We start from the raw sequence: 17,155 nt of genomic DNA on the forward strand, positions 1-17,155 counted from the left end.
CGAAATACTTAAAAAAAGCCGTAACCATGATAGGAATATTTAGGACCAACATCAACACCCTCCAGGATAAGGATAAGGTGATTGATGAGATCAGGGCCAACTTTAGCGTGGTAGCCTGCAGCGTGGATATTGACGACTGCGACAGGGTGCTGCGTATTGTAAGCCCCCAGTTGGGCGAAGAAGCCATTATAGCCTTTGTAAAGCGCCTGGGATATCATTGCGACCTGCTGGATTAAATTTTAATGTGCAGATGTGCGGATATGCGGATGTGCAAATTTCTAAACCAATGTGCTCATTCGCTGCATGATCTGCACATTTGCACATCCGCACATCTGCACATCAATCTCTCCTCCTCCAAAAATTTCACGCCCCAAATAGGGGTAGCCCCATCCTCCCCCGTCATATATTCGGAACAATAAAATAATCCGGCCTTTCTAAAATAAATACAGTGGGGAGACCGTCTTACAAAGCACATATATATAAAATTTATATGAAACCGCGCGTATTGTAGCTAACTGGACTGGGATGTAAACGCAAGGTTCCATGAGACCTTTAAAAGATAAATGATCAAACGAATGAAAAAGCACCTTTTCTTGTTAATGTCACTTGGATGTATCCTCCTGCAGGTACAGGCATTAAAAGCGCAACAACGTTTTACTGTCAGTGGTTATGTAAAGGACGAACAGAATGGCGAAAGCCTGATCGGTATCTCTGTTTCCAAAGCAGGTACCAGCATCGGCACCGTTACCAACGAATATGGCTTCTATTCCCTTACCCTGCCCGCCGGGGAGCATCAGTTGCAGTTCTCCTACATCGGCTATGCATCACAGCAAAAAACGGTGAACCTTACCGGCAACCAGCACCTGGACATCAAGCTGGAAAAATCCAGCAGCCAGCTTAGCGAAGTAGTGGTAAGCGGCAAGCACGAAAAGGCGGTGAACACCCTGAGCACCAGCATCAACCGGCTGGATATTGCACAGATGAAGAAACTGCCCACCTTCCTGGGCGAAGTGGACGTGCTGCGATCTATACAGACGCTGCCCGGCGTAACTACCGTGGGCGAGGGCGCCAACGGCTTTAACGTGCGCGGCGGCGCTACAGATGAGAACCTCATCCTGCTGGACGAAGCCCCGCTGTACAACTCTACCCACATGCTGGGCTTCTTCTCCATCTTCAACCCGGACGCGGTAAAAAGCCTGAATCTTATCAAGGGCGGTTTCCCTGCGGAATACGGCGGCCGTACCTCCTCCGTGCTGGATATCCGGATGAAGGACGGCGACAACCAGCGCCTGGGCCTTACCGGTGGTATCGGCAACATCTTCAGCCGCCTGGCCGTGGAAGGACCGATCAAAAAAGACGAATCCTCCTTCATAGTGGCAGCCCGCCGGTCTTATATAGACGTGCTGATGAAGCCCTTCCTGAGCGGCGATATGGCAGACACCAAGCTGTACTTCTATGATATCACCGCCAAGGCCAATTTCAAGCTGAACAGGAACAATACGCTCTTTGTAAGCGGCTACCTGGGCCGCGACGTGTTCGGCTTCGGCGGGGATGTGAATATGAACTGGGGCAACACCACCGGCACCGTTCGCTGGAACCACGTGTTCAGCAACCGCCTGTTCCTGAACCTGACCACCTTCTACAGCAAGTATGATTACAGCCTGAAGTTCGGCAACGAGTCTGATAAAGAAGCGAACGAGCCTTCCCAGAACTCCAGTTGGACCTCCAATATCATCAACTACGGCGTTAAGCCTTCCTTTACTTATTACCTGAGCTCCAAAAACAGCCTGCACTTTGGCGTACAGGGCATTTACTACACCTTCAAGCCCGGTAAAGGCACCGGCACGCAGGAAGGTACGGAAGAAAGCGTAGTGGAGCTGAATGACCAGCACGCCCTGGAGTCCGCCGTGTACCTGGATCATGAATACAAGCCCAATAACAAGTTCGGCGTACAGTATGGCGTACGTTTCTCCGCCTACCAGTACCTGGGCAAAGGCACCGCCTACTATTACAATGATACCACGCCCGGCGCACGCAGGCGCCTGGTAGATTCCAAAGAATATGGCACCAATGAGCTGATCAAAGGGTATTACTATATTGAGCCCAGGATCAGTGCCAAATACACCATTTCAGACAATCACGCGGTAAAGGCGGCGTATGCGCGCACCACGCAGTTCATGCACCAACTGTCCAACACCGCCTCCCCTACTCCGCTGGATATATGGACGCCCAGCACCAACAACATAGAGCCGCAGGTAGCGGACCAGTATACCCTGGGATATTTCTACAATGCGCCTTCCAACCTGTTTGAAGCATCTGCAGAAGTGTTCTACAAAACCATGGACCACCAGGTGGATTATATTGACAACGCCAACCTGCAGCTAAACCAGTACATAGAGGCAGACCTGCTGCCTTCCGAAGGACGCGCCTACGGTATAGAGCTGTACGCCAAAAAAGAAGTGGGCAAAACCACCGGCTGGGTAAGCTATACGCTGTCCCGCACGGAGCGCAAAACACAGGGCATCAGCCAGAACGAATGGTTCCTGAACCGTTATGACCGTACCCATAACCTGAACCTGGTGGCCACCCGCGAGTTTTCCAAGCGCACTTCTCTTTCCGCCAATTTCGTATATGCTTCCGGTACACCGGCTACCTTTGCTGACAGCCGCCTGGAGTACCAGGACTGGGATATTCCGTACAACAGCACGGACAAGCGCAACAACTACCGCCTGCCGGCCTTCCACCGCCTCGATCTTTCGTTTACCCTTAAGGGCAGGCAAAAGAAACGCTGGCAGGGAGAATGGGTGTTCTCACTGTACAATGTGTACGCCCGCAGGAACGCCTATACCATTTACTTCCAGCAGAATGAGGACGATCCGAATAAAAGGGAAGCGGTACGCCTGTCCATCATAGGCTCCATTATGCCGGGTATTACATACAACTTTAAATGGTAATCTAAACAGTCAAACAAATTAACAGATGAAACACATACGCTTCAGCATATTATTAGCCATGATCGCCGGTTTTACGGCCTGCGAGGATACCATAGACCTGGATATTGCCACCGGTAAATCCTACCCGGTACTGGATGCCTGGATCACCGATGAAGCCGGCCCGCAGGAGATCAGGCTTACACAATCCGTTACCTCCTATACGGATAATACGCCGGCGCCCATCATTTCGGATGCCGTTATCACCCTGGAAGACGTTACCGCCGACAGAAGCTATCCCTTTGCTTTCAGCGACGGCGCCTACCGTTACGATCCGGGCGGCGACCAGAGCATAGGCGTGGTGGGCCACGTTTACAAACTGCGGGTGGAGTACAAGGGAGAGACCTTTGAAGCAACGGACACCATCAAAAGAGTGCCGGTGATCGACTCCATCTCCTACAAATTTAAAACGGCGGAAGATGCCCAAAGCGGCGAGGAAGGTTACTATGCGGATATGCACGCCAAGGACATTGCCGGCGGAGATGATTATTACTGGATACGCTCCTACCGCAATGACCGCTCCAACCGGAACACGGATATGTACGCCATCAACGGCGCCTTTAACGAAGGCGTGGCAGACGGCTGGAACTTCATAGATCCGCTGCAGGAAGGCATTACGGACGAAGATAAACCTTACCAGCAGGGAGAAAAAGTGATCGCACGGATCGCCTCGCTGAGTAAGCCCAGCTATGAATTTATCCGCCAGGTAGTAGACCAACTGGATAGCGGCGGACTGTTTGCCAGGGTGCTGGAAAATATTCGTCCCAATATGGTGAATATTACGCCTAACGGCAAGCAAAAGCTGCTGGGCTGGTTCGGCACTTCCGCGGTAAGTTTTAAAGAAAGGACCATTGAATAATTAATAATGAACAATTATTAATTCTCCCAAAAAACCACCTCTCAATATGAAAAAGATAGTACTGGCGCTGCTGGTGCTGATTACAGCACAGCAGGCATGGGCGCAGCATGCGCAGATGGAAACACTTTTCTCCAACAAAAAATCAGGCAACAAAAAAGTATCCATTGGCGGATACGGCGCGGTAGTAGGAAAGCTTACCCCCATGAACGACAAACTGGGCGTACTGACCGGCATAGAGGGCGGCGTGCTGCTGAACCACAAGATCATGCTGGGCGCTGCAGGGTACGGCCTCGCCAATAACATTGAGGAGCCCCACCCCACCATTCCGAATGACCGGAAGGAATACCTGCAATGCTGGTATACCGGCCTGATGGGAGAATACATCTTTAATTCCAGCAAGCTGGTGCACTGGTCCGCCGGCGCCCTGCTGGGCGGTGGCGGCGTAGGCAGAAGGGAAGGCAAGTGGTACGATCGCTGGGATGATGACCACCACGACGGGGACGGCTGGTATGACGGCAGCGGCTTTTTTGTGGCGGAGCCTTTTGTAGGCGTAGAGGTAAACCTCACCACTTTCCTGCGGATCAGCGCCGGCGGCAGCTACCGTTTTGTACAGGGCTCCGATACGCCGGGCGTATCAGACAGTGACCTGGGCGGTCCTGCCTTCAAATTCGCGATCAAGGCCGGGAAGTTTTAGAAAGTAAAAAATTAAAAATTAAAAAATCCGGAGGCAGCCTTTCATTGAAAGCGCTGCCTTTTTGTTATTGCATTGCAACGCCGCTATTATGCTTTTTACTTTTTTCTTTTTTACTTAAATTAGTACATGTTCCCTAACCTTATCCATTACGCAATTCCCGGCTTTGTGCTGCTGCTGCTGGCGGAAGTGATCTTTTCGGTAGTGGAGAAGAAAGACCTGTATGAGCCGAAAGATGCGTTCAGCAGCATTGCCATGGGATTGGGGAATGTGTTCCTGGGCCTGTTCACCAAAGCCATTATCTTCGGCGTGTACAGCTTTGTATACCAGTACCGCTTGTTCACCCCCGGCTTTGTATGGTGGGCCTGGGTATTGTGCTTCTTTGCAGATGATCTCAGCTATTACTGGTTTCACCGTGTTAGCCATACCGTGCGCTTTTTCTGGGCCTCGCATGTGATCCACCATTCTTCCCGTAAGTATAACCTGGCTACTGCCCTGCGCCAGACCTGGACCGGCAATTTTACCGGCACCTTCCTGTTCTGGGCATGGATGCCGCTGCTGGGCTTCCACCCGGTGATGGTCATGAGCATGCAGGCCATCAGCCTTATTTACCAGTTCTGGATACATACAGAGGCCATTCAGCGGTTGCCGGGATGGATAGAAGCGTTTTTCAACACCCCCTCCCACCACCGGGTGCACCACGCATCGGATATTAAATACCTGGACCGCAATCACGCCGGGGTGCTGATCATCTGGGACCGGCTGTTTGGCACCTTTACGCCGGAAGTGGAAAAGCCGGTATACGGCCTTACCCGGAACATTTATACCTACAATCCCCTGCGCATAGCCACCCATGAGTGGGTGGACATCTGGAAGGACCTGCGCCGGGCGCGCTCCTTTAAAGAAGCCTGGCACTACCTGTTTGACGCACCCGGCTGGAGCCATGACGGCAGCCGTAAAACCACCCGGCAGTTGAGAAAGGAGCATCCCCCGGGCTAACCCTGCCTCGCCATCACCATTTATACAGCGTGCCCGCAGTTCAGCCGGTAAATTGAACCGCTGATCCTATCCTGCCGGAATTAATTTTGAATTTACGAAAACTATCGTACATTTGTTTACGAAGATATTCGTATATTCATTGACACGTATCGTAATTCATTCATAATGAGCACCGCAGGCAAACACATCAAACCTACCGAAAGCGAGCTGGAAATATTGCGCATACTTTGGGAAAGAGGGCCCAGTACCGTAAGGGAAGTGCACGAAGTGCTGGAGAAGATCAAGGATGCCGGTTATACCACCACGCTCAAGATCATGCAGATCATGCATGAAAAGGGGTTGCTGCAAAGGGATACCAGCAGTAAAACACATATCTATGCTGCTGTGGTATCACAGGAAAACACCCAGCGGCAACTGCTGGACAAAATGATAGACACCGTGTTCAACGGCTCCGCCTCCCAGTTGGTGCTGCAGGCATTGGGCAATCATAAGTCCTCCCCGGAAGAGTTGGAAAAGATAAAAGCATACCTGGACGAAATAGAAAAACAACAAAAGTAAATATTGCCTCACCGCAATAAAACCATTTTACCATGGCTGCAATGTTCCTTCCCTACACTACAGATCTGGTAACCGCCCTGGGATGGGCCATCCTTCACTCCCTCTGGCAGGCGCTGCTGGTTTTTGCCTGCCTGCGCGTAGTGCTGAAATTGTGGCCCAATGCCACTTCCAGCATAAAGTACAACCTGTCTTTCCTGTCGCTGGCCGGCATATTCGGCTGGTTCCTGGTTACCCTGTACCGCCAGTTGGCCGCCATCAGCAGGGTGCAGGATACCGTTGCCTGGCCCGGCGCCGCAGCAGCACCCGCCACCCCGCCGCAGCTACCCGCCGTTTACCAGGGCCAGCAGGAGCTGGTATGGATGTTTCCCAACCTGGAAACAAGCTTTCCCATACTGGTAGCGCTGTACATGGCAGGTGTAGGGGTAATGTGCATCAAGTTGGTAGCCGACCTGGCGCAACTGCGACAGATCCGGAAACGGCAGGTGATGCCGGTGGACGCAGCCTGGGAACATTACCTGGCCAGGCTTATCCAACAACTGCGGATACCGCGGAAGGTAAAGCTGCTGGTATCCCAGCACGTACAGGTGCCCGTGATGATCGGTTTCCTGAAACCGGTGATACTGCTGCCCATCGCCATGTTCAACAACCTGAGCGCAGAACAGTTGGAAGCCATCCTGCTGCACGAGCTGGCGCACATCAAACGCAATGATTATATACTGAATATCTTCCAATCCATTGTTGAAACCTCGCTTTTCTTTAATCCTTTTGTATGGTGGATCTCCAAGTACATCCGCCTGGAAAGGGAACACTGCTGCGATGATATGGTGATCGCCCATAGCATACAGCCGCTGCATTACGCCAAAGCCCTGGTGGCCCTGGAAGAATACCGGTTTACGACCAACCCCATGGTAATGGCGGCAGCAGACAATAAACAACATTTGTTTTACCGCATTAAACGCATCATGGAAATGAAGACCTCACATCTTAATTATAGCCAGAAATTAATGGCCATGCTGATCATAGCCGTAGGCCTGACTGCCATCGCCTGGATCACTCCTTCCGCCAAAGAGGATGACCATACCGCCGCACTGGCGGCCACTCCTGCCCCGTTTGTATCACCTGCCGTACAAACCGTTGTTACAGATACGGTTCCTGCAAAAGAAAACAGCCGGCAGGAAGGCAATGACATAAACAATGTAACGGAGGAATCTGCAGCCGCCATGCAGGACGCGCAGGAAGAAATGCGCACGGCACAGGAAAAAATGAGAGCCGCACAGGAAGCCTCCCAACAGGCCGTGCAGGAGGCTATGAAGAACATTGACTGGAAGCAGATCAATGCACAGACCGAACAGGCCCTGAAGGCGGTGGACTGGGATAAAATAAACGAGCAGATCGCCACTTCCATGAAGAACATTGACTGGGCAAAGATCAATGCAGAGGTGGATGCCGCTGTGAAGGAATCCGCGAAAGTAGACCCTGAAATGATCCGGCAAAGTGTAGAGCTGGGACTGAAGAGCGCCCAGACCGCCCTGGCCGCCATTGACCTGGAACAGATCATTAAACAGAGCATGCAGCATATCCCCAGTCCGGAAGAAAGGGCCGCCATCCGCAAGGAAATAGCCAAGGCCCGGGAAGCTCAGCGGGAAGCCATGGCAGAGGCCCGGGCGGCTGTAGCGGAAGCCAGGGCGGAAATGCGGGATGCCGGCAGGAAGGCCCAGGCTGCAGCACGCGCAGAAGCAAACGCCCAGCGCCATGCTGTACGCGCCGAAACCTCCCACAAGCAATACAAAACGCTTATTGAAAAAATGGAGGCCGATAAGCTGATAGACCGCAGCAAGCCTTTCACCATTGAAAAGAAAGATGGTCAACTGTATATCAACGGTACCCGCCAGCCGGACAGCGTACTGGATAAGTACCGCTCCTACCTCCATGCAGGCGAGATCACCATCAAGGGATCAAAAGACAACCTGAACGTAAATGTGAATGACTGATAACTGCACAACGCAGCCACTGCATTTACACCACGCGATAACGCTACTGCCGTTCATACAGCAGTAGCGTTCTTTTTTCGGCAGTTCCGTTATCTTTAGGCCATAAATTCCTCTTTTTCCATGCGTGTATCAACAACCGTATTGGCCCTGCTGCTGGCGGCAGCGGCATATGCCCAGACCAATGAAATAGCCGTACTGAAGAAGAATGCGGCCACCCCGGTAAAAAACCAGGCCCAGACCGGCACCTGCTGGTGCTTTTCCGTTACTTCGCTGGTAGAATCCGAGTGTATGCGCCGGGGCGAGCCCGGCATGGACCTTTCGGAAATGTTCACCGTTCGCAATATTTATATCGAGAAGGCCCGGAACTACGTTCGCCGGCAGGGCTCCGCCCGTTTTGACGAAGGCGGCCTGGGGCACGACGTGATACATGCCATGGCCACTTACGGCATTATGCCGGAAAGCGCTTACAGCGGGCTGGTTAACGGCCGCAGCTATCACAACCACAGCCAACTGATAGGCGAGCTAAAACGCTACCTGGACAGCCTGCTGCAGGTAAAAAGACCGATCCCGGACAACTGGGAGCAGCGGTTTACCGCCATACTGGACGAGTACCTGGGCAAGCCGCCGGCTACCTTCGCCTATAACGGTCACACTTATACGCCACTCACTTTTGCCAGGGAAGTCATACATTTCAACCCGGCGGATTATGTGTATTTCACCTCCTTTTCCCACCATCCCTTTTACCAGTCCTTCATTGTAGAGGTTCCGGATAATTTCTCCAATGGCGCTTATTACAATGTTCCTTTGGACGAGCTGGTCCGGATCACCAAAACAGCCCTGCAAAACGGTTATACCGTGATGTGGGATGCGGATGTGAGCAACAGGGGCTGGCAGCCCGGAAAAGGCTATGCCCTCTCTCCTGCCGATAACGCCGGCCCGGCCAACGGCGTTATAGATCCGGACCTGCCGGAGGTAAAACCTACCCAGGCTTACCGGCAGCGCCTGTATGAAGAGCTGGTGACCCAGGACGATCACCTGATGCATATTACCGGCCTGGCCAAAAGCAAAAAGGGCAAGGACTACTTTATCGTAAAAAATTCCTGGGGTGCGGGCGGACCGTTTGAAGGGTATGTAAATGTATCGGAGCCTTATTTTGCGATCAACACGATCACCACCATTGTGCCCAAGGCAGCGCTGGACAAGGCGATAAAAGAAAAGTTGGCAGCGGTTACGAAATAAGGTGAGTGCAGCGCACTCATTAATATCTTTCTATTTCAAAAGTCTTATAATGCTGCAGCGGGGCATCTACCAGTTGCACGCCGGCCACCCTGGCCAACGGAGGCCCCTGCCGGCACCATGCTATGAACGCTTCCATAGCAGGTTCCTCGCTTTCAGCGGCAATCCATACGCTGCCGTCCGGCAAGTTCCTCACCTGACCGGCTATGCCCAGTTGCTCCGCCATTTGTTTGGCGCTGGCCCTGAAAAAAACGCCCTGGACCTTTCCTTTTACAGTGATCTCCTTATGTATTTTCGCCATAGGTTCCGGTTGGGCAGCGGCTGCTGCATCTGCCTTTCAAAGCTACAAACAACCCGGCGGATTATAAAATTCACCTGCTGGCCATACCAGGTAACCATTTCACAATTACCTGCACCTGCCGGCGCCCCATGCCGGGCATGGCCTGCACAAAGCAGAACATACGGGCAGCGCATTCCGGCGGCTGTGCTTAACAGCCCGGCAGGCATTGCTGGTTACCTGGTATTGACGATTACTGTTACTCAGCAGGTAGGGTCAACAACAGATAGGGTTAACATGGGGACATTAATTATTCTGGTTACACGGTCTTTTATGGTTAACATATCCTATGAAAAATATGGTGATAACAATATTGGTCCTTAATCCTGATCCTATGCGGCATAATTGGCTGCATAATCAAACAGGGAGCCTTCTCCGTGCGCTGCTGCGCCAAAGGTAAATTCTCTTACCAGTTCATACGCCCCGCCGGCAGCGGGCTTCCGCAATAACGCAAATCCCCGGCAGCTAAAGCTGCGTACAAACAACTGGTTGTCGAACTGCGGGTATACTTTTTCAAACTCACTGGTGCTGATGGCCCTGGCCACGGTAATATGCGGCTTATAATCATTGGGCTTCAGCTCAAACAGTTGCAGTATCCGCTTCCTAAGCTCCACAACCGGCTTGGGATTGGCGATATTCACATAGATCGTGCGCTTCACACTGCCATGATCGAAATGGTCGAACTTGGAAGTATATAGCGTAAAGCCGGATTGCCTGCGGGCGATCTCTTCCAGCAGGTCAATACAATCATCCTGGAATTTCTCGGGGAATACGGAACGGAACAGGGAGATATGCGCCCTGGAATAACGACTGGTAAAAATGCCCAGCTCCCGGGCGATCCGTTCCTTGAACATGCGCACTTCTCCTATAAGCTGCGCATCCGGGTTTATCACTACCAGGTAGTCATAAAGCGGTGATTCCTGTGCTGTAAATAAGGTTTCTGATTGCATAACCAACAATTTTAGCCTTCACGATTGTTGACCACACAAATATACAACCTTTTTTCAGATTTACTAATTTTTTTAGCATTTTTTACTAAAAAAATGCACAGCTTTTGTAAGAAGCTGGAAATAAGAGGTAGGAAGTATAACCCGCCATTTCTTACTTCTTAATTCAAGCTTCGGGCTTCTTACCAAAGCTGCGCATCTTTTTATAGTTACGATAACTTTTCAATAATAGCGGTAAAATCCGCGGCCACCAGGGAGGCGCCGCCTATCAGGCCGCCATCCACATCCGGGCAGGCAAATAATTCACCGGCATTGGCAGGCTTGGCGCTGCCGCCGTACAGGATGCTCAGGTGCAAAGCCGCTTCCCGGCCGTATTTGGCGGCTATCTGGCTGCGTATATAGGCGTGCATGTCCTGCGCCTGCGCGGCAGATGCGGTTAAGCCGGTACCAATGGCCCAGATGGGCTCATAGGCGATCACCACCTGCTGCAACTGCTCCGCCGAAAGGTGGAACAGGCTCTCTTCCAGTTGCGTCGCTACATAAGCATTCTGTCCTTCCGCTTTCCTTACTTCCAGCGGCTCCCCGCAGCAGAATATGGGTTTCAGCCCATAAGCCAGGGCCATATCTATTTTCTTTGCCAGCATGGCATTGCTCTCCTCAAAATATTCCCTTCTTTCAGAGTGCCCCAGTATCACGTAGTCCACGCCTACGGATTGCAACATTTCCGCGGATACTTCTCCTGTAAATGCGCCGGATTTCTCTGAATAGCAGTTCTGCGCGCCCAGGTAAAAACCGGGGTAGTTCTTCAACAAGGTCTTGGCTTTCAGCAGGTAGGGGAAAGGCGTGGCGATCACCACTTCCTGTCCTTCCTTCAGCTTGATGCCGGACTGCAGGATATCATTGATCAACTGTTCTCCCTGCAACAGGGAAAGGTTCATTTTCCAGTTAGCCGCTGCAATTTTTTTTCTCATGATAATGCTTGTGTATTAGTTTGATGGTTTACTAATTCGTATACGGCAGCCAGTAATTTCCGGTCTGCTTCGGTCAATTCCTTTCCCTTGAACGCCATCCAGGCAGCGGCGTCCCGCATGGCTTCCTGCAGGCGGTACACGGAATGCGCTTCCCGGCCACCCCAGGAAAAAGAAGGGACGAATTTTGGCGGAAAATCCCCGCCAAAGATATTACAGGATACGCCTATTACGGTACCGGTGTTCAACATGGTATTAATGCCGCAGCGGCTCAGGTCGCCCATCAGCGTGCCGCATTTCTGGCCGGCCACCCAGGTGTCCTTCCGGGCTTCCATCCACACTTTCACCTGGCCGGCATTGTTCTTCATGTTAGAGCAGGTGGTGTTGCCGCCCAGATTGCACCACTCGCCTATCACGGCATCGCCCAGGTAACCATCGTGGGCCTTGTTGGAATAGCCGAACATCACGGAATTCTTGATCTCCCCGCCCCCGGTACAGCCCGGCCCCAGCGTGGTGGCCCCGTATATCCTGGCGCCCATTTTCAGTGTAGCGCCCTCTCCCAGCGCCAGCGGTCCCCTGACCAGGCAACCTTCCATCACCTGGGCGTTCCTGCCGATATAAATAGGCCCGGTAGCGGCGTTCAGCACGCTGCACTCCACTACGGCGCCCGGTTCTATAAAAATATTCTCCGGGGCTATTACCTGGTTGGTAGCAGGTATTGGCGCCGATGTCCGGCCGCTGGTAAGCAACTGGAAATCGTCCCGTATGGCTTTATCGTTCATGGTAACCAGGTGCCAGGGCAGCTCTATGCTGCACACAGCACCGGTATAATTTTTACGGTCTTCGGCGGGCAGGGTCAGCTCATTGCCCGGCACCACTTTTACGAGCAAGCGGTTGTCCTTGTACAGTTCCTGCCCCGGCCCCAGCGCTGCAATAGCATCCACCAGCGCTTTGTCTGGCAGCACATGACCGCTGATCAGCACGTGTATGGTGTCCGCAGCCCCTAACCGTAATGGATATTTTTCCTGGAGGTAAGACATCGTAAAGTGACTTACGCCGGTCCCCAGCCAATGCTCCCATTTCTCCTGGATAGTCAGGATGCCAGTCCTGCAGGCAGCTACAGGTCTTGTATAGGTGAAAGGATATAAAAGATCGCGGGCGGGCGTGTCAAAAAGAATATAGTTACGCTCCATAAAGGGATAAAAATAAAAAATCCCACCGACAAAAGCCGGTGGGATATAGAATATTTTATCGGAAAGCTTATTTGGCTTTCTTCTCGTAACGTTTCTTGAACTTGTCGATACGGCCGGCAGTATCTACCAACACATTCTTCCCGGTATAGAACGGATGGGAAGTATTGGAAATTTCCAGCTTGATCAACGGATATTCGTTACCATCCTCCCATTTAACAGTTTCGCGGGAAGGAGCAGTAGAACGGCTTAAAAAGCTAAACCCGTTAGACATATCTTTAAATACAACAAACCTATAATTTTCTGGATGGATACCCTGTTTCATCTGCAAATAGTAAATATTATTAAATACGGACGGCAAAGTTAACACAGAAATTTTTAAATAACAAAAGTAAATTGAAGTTTTAGGACTTCATGTTCACATACTGTAGCGGCAGGTTGAATTTCCCCTCCCTGCATTTCTGTATAACCGCCTGTAAATCATCTATTTTCTTACCGGTTACCCGTATAATGTCGTCCATAATGGCCGCCTGTACCTTCAGGCCGGAATCCTTGATCATTTTTATGATCTTTTTGGCGTCGTCCTGCTTGATGCCGTTGCGCACCGGTATTTCCTTTTTCAGGACCTTGCCGCTCTGGTAAGGCTCCTTACCAAGATCATAGATCTCCGCATCCAGCCCCTGCCGCATGGTGCGGCTCACCAGTACGTCTATTACCTGGTTCAGCTTCATATCGCTTTCCACTTCCAGGTTCAGCGCCAGGTCTTTTTTGTTCAGCTCAATACTCACATGGGAATCCTTGAAATCAAACCGGTTGGTGATCTCCTTCTTCACGGTATTGATGGCGTTGTCCAGTGTTTGTACATCTACTTTGCTAACAATATCAAAGGATGGCATAATTGAAATACTTTTGGAACAAAGATAAAAAAATCCAAATTCCAAATTCCAAACTGGCAGCAGTGGTCTAACTACTGTAACAGTGCATGTTATCAGTGGCCTGCTCACGTTTTGGAATTGGGGATTTGGAATTTGGGATTTCCTAAAAAATCCCGCCCCAAATCCCGGCTGAGACGGGCAAGGGCGGGAGTAACCGTTAAATATTAAACTTGTTATCCAACGACTCCCATAGGTAAACACCTGGCGGAGGTCAATGCGTTTATCCTTCTTTGGCGATACTGCCCCTGCCGGACACGGCCTGGGAAATATCCGGATTACCTTTATATTTTACATTTCCCATGCCGGAAACGCCTACTTTCAGGGTTTTACGGGCATATACCCGGGCATTGGCGCTGCCGGAAATACCGATCTTTACATCATCGGTCTGCAGGTCAAAAGCGGCGATATCCGCCTTGCCGGACACCCCGTAATCTGCTTCGCTGCTGGTGCCGGTCAACTTCACATTACCGGCGCCGGAAACAGCTACCTCTACCTTGCCGGCATCAATATCCAGGTCGGCATCCGCGGCGCCGCTGATGGACAGCTTCAGCCCGTCGGTCTTCAGCTTTCCCTTGCTGAAAAAACCACCGGAGCCACTGGCGGCCAGGTTATGCACTTCTTCCATCGTCACATAGATATTCACGGGTTTGGTGGGCCGGATATTGTACCCTTTTTTCACCTTTACCTCAAGGTCGTTTCCATGAATGTTCGTTTCAATATACGGCAGCAGATTGCTTTCCGCCTCTACCTGAATAGAGTGGGTACTTCCCTGCCGGATGTACACCTTGAAAGAGCCGGAGGTGCCAATATTCTCAAAACGGGCTGCCTGCCGGTTCTCCTGCTTCACCTGCCCGTTGCCGCTTACGCGCTCCTGCTGCCGCACAAAGGAGGATAACGCAAGGATGAAGGCCAGCAGCGGGATGTAGAGGAACAATTTTCTTTTCATTCGTTAATAATTTTTTGGTTAGCAATCTCATGGAACCTCGCATTAACATGTCCCTATGTAAGAACTGTTTATCATACCCGGTTTCATTACGATAGGTTTTGAAGTTCAGTAATGTTTGTCTTCTTTGTATGTAAAAGGATTTAGAATGGCCGTATGTAAAGTGCAGGTTCAGCGCCCCCCGGACAGGTCCACATCACTTCTCACACCACGGATGCTAAGCCTGGGCGACTGCTCTCCCCCGCTGTTGGTGATGGCGGTATATGTTAACTGCGTTTTTCTTTTTACAGAGCTGATATTTTTCAACGGCAGATCGCCGGTCTTCAGATCGCCGTAATTAAGGTCTACCGCTATCTGCAGGGCGCATTTAGGAGAAAGCCCCAATTCCAGGTCACTGTAGGTCAGGCTTATCTCGCCTCCCTTGAAAACGTCGGACGCCTCTTCCGCTTTAAAATCGCTGTACACCAGCTTCAGGTCTGCACGGTCGCGCAGGCTGCTGATAACGATGTCGCTGTAATTGGAAGTAGCGTCAATGCTACCCAACTGCCGTACCTTGTAATCGCTGTAGTTAGACCTTGCGGTAAGCGATCGCAGGTTACCCAGCGTATAGTCGGAATAGTTAGATCTTACGTCCACGCTACCAGCGGCGTCGCAATGCACATCGGAATAATTGGAGCGTATCACCAGGTCGCCGGCTTTGTCTATCCTGCCCTTTTCACAGTAGTTCAGGCTCATTTCCAGTTTTTTTGCTACTTCTTTGACGGCATAGAAACAATAGTTCAGGTTCATTTTGACGGCAAAGGGCAACTGGTCGGTGATCACATCGCCAAAATTATTTTCCAGGGTCAGCATTCCCAGGCTTCTCGGCACGTACAGCTCGTAATCTATATTCACATACTCTTTGGAGTCCCGTTTATCGCCCCAGGAGAACCACTTTCCGCCTTTGCCGGCGTTGTAGCTGGTTTGCATGGTTACATTCCCGGAGCCGGCATTGGTTTGTATCTCCACCCCGTTGGCAATTTCCCGGGCTTCTGCAGTGTTCTTGCCAAACCCGGTGATCACGATAGTAGCTTTCACCTGGTTCCGGTTCCAGGTATGCACCACTATTTTACCGTACTTGTTGAAAACGTCCAGGCTGGCGTTATTATTCACGTTGAATTCCTTTACAACGGTGCGTTTGAACTCAATATCCCCGTTATGCGCACATGCCCACACCGGCAATAACAGTAAGAGTAGCGTTTTAAATTTCACGTTCATGATTGTTCAGTGTTTTAGATGGAGGCTGTTTGGCCCGTAATTCTTCCAGTATTTTATCCAGCAGGTCCAGCTTCATCTGGTAGTACCGGATCATGGCAGACCGGATACGTTCATTGCCGGGGTTTTGCTGCAGTTCTTTTTCGAGTAGCTGGAAAGTTTCATTGCGCAGCTCCAGCTCTTTGCGGGCGGCGCTGTCCAGCCCCAGCACTTCCGGCGGGTATTTCCGGATATCTTCCAGCCGCTGCGTTATCTGCGCAGAATAATACACCTGCGCCTCCTGCAGCTCGGGCGATATACGGGCCAGGTCCTGCTGCTGCTTTTTGAACTGCAGGAACTGGTACAGCATTACACTGTTCACTACCAGCACCAGCACGGCGGCAGCCTTTAGCCAGTGGCGCTTCAGCAGGTATGCCACTTTCCCCGATGGCTGGCTGGCCTTCAGTTGCCGTTCCAGCTCCTTCCACACGCGGGGGCGGGGCCCCTCCTCTTCAAAACCGGCGCGGTGCTGCCGGATGAAATCCTCTAAATTGTTGTCAGACATCAACGAAACTTTTATTGATCAGTTTTGCCTTTTCACCATTTGCCTTACCCTTTCCTTGGCCCGCATGTACTGGGTTTTTACGGTAGATTCCGAAATGTCCAGCATGCCGGCTATTTCCTTGTGGGAATATTCCTCGAAAAGGTAGAGGTTCAGTACCGTCTTGTACCCGGAAGGCAAAGCCTGGATGGCGTCCCTTACCGCGCTTACCGTCCAGGTAAAGCCCTCTTCGTCTACCGCGTCCTCCTCTTCTACTTCCACCTGCTCCACCTCTTCGAAATATACCTTCTTACGGCGCAGGTGGCTCAGGCACTGGTTTACCACGATCCTTTTGATCCAGGCTGTTACACTGCCTGCCTGCGCCAGCCTGCCGATGTTGTTATACACCTGGATGAACGCCTCCTGCAGGATGTCTTCCGCATCTGTAACATTACCTGTCATTCTCAGACAGATATTGTACATGGCCGTGGAGTATGCGTCGTACAGCTCGCGGAAAGCGCGTACGTCACCCTTTTTGCAGCGGGCCACCAGTTGGTCTGTTACAGGCGTTGGATTCAAGTTGTTGGTAAATGCTTCTTGCATTATAAAGACGATAAAGTGTGAAAAGGTTGCACGTGCGGTCAAAAAAATCCCGGGAAAGAGAAACGCGGCCTACGGAGCCGCGCTTCTTCCATCCTTATATATACCTAAAACCAGTCCGGAGTTTTTGGAGTTAA

At 51.4% G+C, this 17,155-nt stretch carries 18 protein-coding genes; 8 read left to right on the plus strand and 10 right to left on the minus strand.

Annotation, left to right across the window (positions count from 1 at the left end; all coding sequences use genetic code 11):
* The first annotated feature begins 26 nt into the window (after positions 1 to 26).
* From LX66_RS23065 to LX66_RS23100, 8 genes are all read left to right on the plus strand, one after another.
* On the plus strand, positions 27 to 236 hold the full coding sequence (locus LX66_RS23065) for a hypothetical protein (RefSeq protein WP_145717843.1): 210 nt from the start codon (positions 27 to 29) through the stop codon (positions 234 to 236).
* 339 nt (positions 237 to 575) lie between these two features.
* Complete coding sequence (locus LX66_RS23070) at positions 576 to 2,954, plus strand: TonB-dependent receptor (RefSeq protein WP_244620489.1); 2,379 nt, start codon at positions 576 to 578, stop codon at positions 2,952 to 2,954.
* 25 nt (positions 2,955 to 2,979) lie between these two features.
* Positions 2,980 to 3,849, plus strand: coding sequence for a DUF4249 domain-containing protein (locus tag LX66_RS23075; RefSeq protein ID WP_145717845.1), 870 nt, complete (start codon positions 2,980 to 2,982; stop codon positions 3,847 to 3,849).
* Between the two features lie 46 nt (positions 3,850 to 3,895).
* On the plus strand, positions 3,896 to 4,543 hold the full coding sequence (locus LX66_RS23080; RefSeq protein ID WP_145717847.1) for a hypothetical protein: 648 nt from the start codon (positions 3,896 to 3,898) through the stop codon (positions 4,541 to 4,543).
* A gap of 126 nt (positions 4,544 to 4,669) precedes the next feature.
* Entirely contained in the window at positions 4,670 to 5,539 is an 870-nt protein-coding gene (locus tag LX66_RS23085; RefSeq protein WP_145717848.1) for a sterol desaturase family protein, read from the plus strand.
* A 165-nt stretch (positions 5,540 to 5,704) separates the two neighbouring features.
* On the plus strand, positions 5,705 to 6,097 hold the full coding sequence (locus tag LX66_RS23090) for a BlaI/MecI/CopY family transcriptional regulator (RefSeq protein WP_145717849.1): 393 nt from the start codon (positions 5,705 to 5,707) through the stop codon (positions 6,095 to 6,097).
* A 32-nt stretch (positions 6,098 to 6,129) separates the two neighbouring features.
* Positions 6,130 to 8,088, plus strand: coding sequence for a M56 family metallopeptidase (locus tag LX66_RS23095; protein ID WP_145717850.1), 1,959 nt, complete (start codon positions 6,130 to 6,132; stop codon positions 8,086 to 8,088).
* 120 nt (positions 8,089 to 8,208) lie between these two features.
* Positions 8,209 to 9,327 carry a C1 family peptidase gene (locus LX66_RS23100; protein ID WP_145717851.1) on the plus strand — a complete coding sequence of 373 codons (1,119 nt, stop codon included), beginning with the start codon at positions 8,209 to 8,211 and terminating at the stop codon, positions 9,325 to 9,327.
* Between the two features lie 19 nt (positions 9,328 to 9,346).
* Here LX66_RS23100 and LX66_RS23105 read toward each other — a convergent pair whose 3' ends face one another.
* From LX66_RS23105 to LX66_RS23150, 10 genes are all read right to left on the minus strand, one after another.
* On the minus strand, positions 9,347 to 9,625 hold the full coding sequence (locus tag LX66_RS23105; protein WP_145717852.1) for an acylphosphatase: 279 nt from the start codon (positions 9,623 to 9,625) through the stop codon (positions 9,347 to 9,349).
* Positions 9,626 to 9,993: 368 nt separating this feature from the next.
* Positions 9,994 to 10,611 carry a 2'-5' RNA ligase family protein gene (locus LX66_RS23110; RefSeq protein ID WP_145717854.1) on the minus strand — a complete coding sequence of 206 codons (618 nt, stop codon included), beginning with the start codon at positions 10,609 to 10,611 and terminating at the stop codon, positions 9,994 to 9,996.
* 206 nt (positions 10,612 to 10,817) lie between these two features.
* A complete protein-coding gene (tpiA, locus tag LX66_RS23115; RefSeq protein WP_145717855.1) occupies positions 10,818 to 11,579 on the minus strand; it encodes a triose-phosphate isomerase in 762 nt (253 codons plus the stop codon).
* The gene (locus LX66_RS23120; protein WP_145717857.1) at positions 11,576 to 12,769 is read right to left on the minus strand and encodes a putative sugar nucleotidyl transferase; all 1,194 of its coding nucleotides are present in this window, start codon (positions 12,767 to 12,769) and stop codon (positions 11,576 to 11,578) included. Before LX66_RS23120 ends, tpiA begins: the two co-directional genes overlap by 4 nt.
* A gap of 67 nt (positions 12,770 to 12,836) precedes the next feature.
* Positions 12,837 to 13,091, minus strand: a complete 255-nt coding sequence (locus tag LX66_RS23125; protein WP_145717858.1) for a type B 50S ribosomal protein L31 — start codon at positions 13,089 to 13,091, stop codon at positions 12,837 to 12,839.
* A 79-nt stretch (positions 13,092 to 13,170) separates the two neighbouring features.
* Positions 13,171 to 13,662 carry a YajQ family cyclic di-GMP-binding protein gene (locus LX66_RS23130; protein ID WP_145717860.1) on the minus strand — a complete coding sequence of 164 codons (492 nt, stop codon included), beginning with the start codon at positions 13,660 to 13,662 and terminating at the stop codon, positions 13,171 to 13,173.
* 259 nt (positions 13,663 to 13,921) lie between these two features.
* Positions 13,922 to 14,647 (minus strand): head GIN domain-containing protein, encoded by a 726-nt coding sequence (locus LX66_RS23135; RefSeq protein ID WP_145717861.1) that lies wholly within the window; start codon positions 14,645 to 14,647, stop codon positions 13,922 to 13,924.
* Between the two features lie 168 nt (positions 14,648 to 14,815).
* The gene (locus LX66_RS23140; protein ID WP_145717863.1) at positions 14,816 to 15,901 is read right to left on the minus strand and encodes a hypothetical protein; all 1,086 of its coding nucleotides are present in this window, start codon (positions 15,899 to 15,901) and stop codon (positions 14,816 to 14,818) included.
* The gene (locus tag LX66_RS23145) at positions 15,885 to 16,442 is read right to left on the minus strand and encodes a hypothetical protein (RefSeq protein WP_145717865.1); all 558 of its coding nucleotides are present in this window, start codon (positions 16,440 to 16,442) and stop codon (positions 15,885 to 15,887) included. The genes LX66_RS23140 and LX66_RS23145 overlap by 17 nt, the downstream gene beginning before the upstream one ends.
* An 18-nt stretch (positions 16,443 to 16,460) precedes the next feature.
* Positions 16,461 to 17,021, minus strand: coding sequence for an RNA polymerase sigma factor (locus LX66_RS23150; RefSeq protein WP_145717866.1), 561 nt, complete (start codon positions 17,019 to 17,021; stop codon positions 16,461 to 16,463).
* Positions 17,022 to 17,155 lie beyond the last annotated feature (134 nt).

Source organism: Chitinophaga japonensis, from assembly GCF_007830125.1.
Taxonomy (GTDB): Bacteria; Bacteroidota; Bacteroidia; order Chitinophagales; family Chitinophagaceae; genus Chitinophaga; species Chitinophaga japonensis.

What these genes read in the sequence shown, in the direction of transcription:
- LX66_RS23065 (WP_145717843.1), top strand. Translation starts at nt 27, where the DNA reads ATGATAGGAATATTTAGGACCAACATCAACACCCTCCAGGATAAGGAT.
- LX66_RS23070 (WP_244620489.1), top strand. Translation starts at nt 576, where the DNA reads ATGAAAAAGCACCTTTTCTTGTTAATGTCACTTGGATGTATCCTCCTG.
- LX66_RS23075 (WP_145717845.1), top strand. Translation starts at nt 2,980, where the DNA reads ATGAAACACATACGCTTCAGCATATTATTAGCCATGATCGCCGGTTTT.
- LX66_RS23080 (WP_145717847.1), top strand. Translation starts at nt 3,896, where the DNA reads ATGAAAAAGATAGTACTGGCGCTGCTGGTGCTGATTACAGCACAGCAG.
- LX66_RS23085 (WP_145717848.1), top strand. Translation starts at nt 4,670, where the DNA reads ATGTTCCCTAACCTTATCCATTACGCAATTCCCGGCTTTGTGCTGCTG.
- LX66_RS23090 (WP_145717849.1), top strand. Translation starts at nt 5,705, where the DNA reads ATGAGCACCGCAGGCAAACACATCAAACCTACCGAAAGCGAGCTGGAA.
- LX66_RS23095 (WP_145717850.1), top strand. Translation starts at nt 6,130, where the DNA reads ATGGCTGCAATGTTCCTTCCCTACACTACAGATCTGGTAACCGCCCTG.
- LX66_RS23100 (WP_145717851.1), top strand. Translation starts at nt 8,209, where the DNA reads ATGCGTGTATCAACAACCGTATTGGCCCTGCTGCTGGCGGCAGCGGCA.
- LX66_RS23105 (WP_145717852.1), bottom strand. Translation starts at nt 9,625, where the DNA reads ATGGCGAAAATACATAAGGAGATCACTGTAAAAGGAAAGGTCCAGGGC.
- LX66_RS23110 (WP_145717854.1), bottom strand. Translation starts at nt 10,611, where the DNA reads ATGCAATCAGAAACCTTATTTACAGCACAGGAATCACCGCTTTATGAC.
- tpiA (WP_145717855.1), bottom strand. Translation starts at nt 11,579, where the DNA reads ATGAGAAAAAAAATTGCAGCGGCTAACTGGAAAATGAACCTTTCCCTG.
- LX66_RS23120 (WP_145717857.1), bottom strand. Translation starts at nt 12,769, where the DNA reads ATGGAGCGTAACTATATTCTTTTTGACACGCCCGCCCGCGATCTTTTA.
- LX66_RS23125 (WP_145717858.1), bottom strand. Translation starts at nt 13,091, where the DNA reads ATGAAACAGGGTATCCATCCAGAAAATTATAGGTTTGTTGTATTTAAA.
- LX66_RS23130 (WP_145717860.1), bottom strand. Translation starts at nt 13,662, where the DNA reads ATGCCATCCTTTGATATTGTTAGCAAAGTAGATGTACAAACACTGGAC.
- LX66_RS23135 (WP_145717861.1), bottom strand. Translation starts at nt 14,647, where the DNA reads ATGAAAAGAAAATTGTTCCTCTACATCCCGCTGCTGGCCTTCATCCTT.
- LX66_RS23140 (WP_145717863.1), bottom strand. Translation starts at nt 15,901, where the DNA reads ATGAACGTGAAATTTAAAACGCTACTCTTACTGTTATTGCCGGTGTGG.
- LX66_RS23145 (WP_145717865.1), bottom strand. Translation starts at nt 16,442, where the DNA reads ATGTCTGACAACAATTTAGAGGATTTCATCCGGCAGCACCGCGCCGGT.
- LX66_RS23150 (WP_145717866.1), bottom strand. Translation starts at nt 17,021, where the DNA reads ATGCAAGAAGCATTTACCAACAACTTGAATCCAACGCCTGTAACAGAC.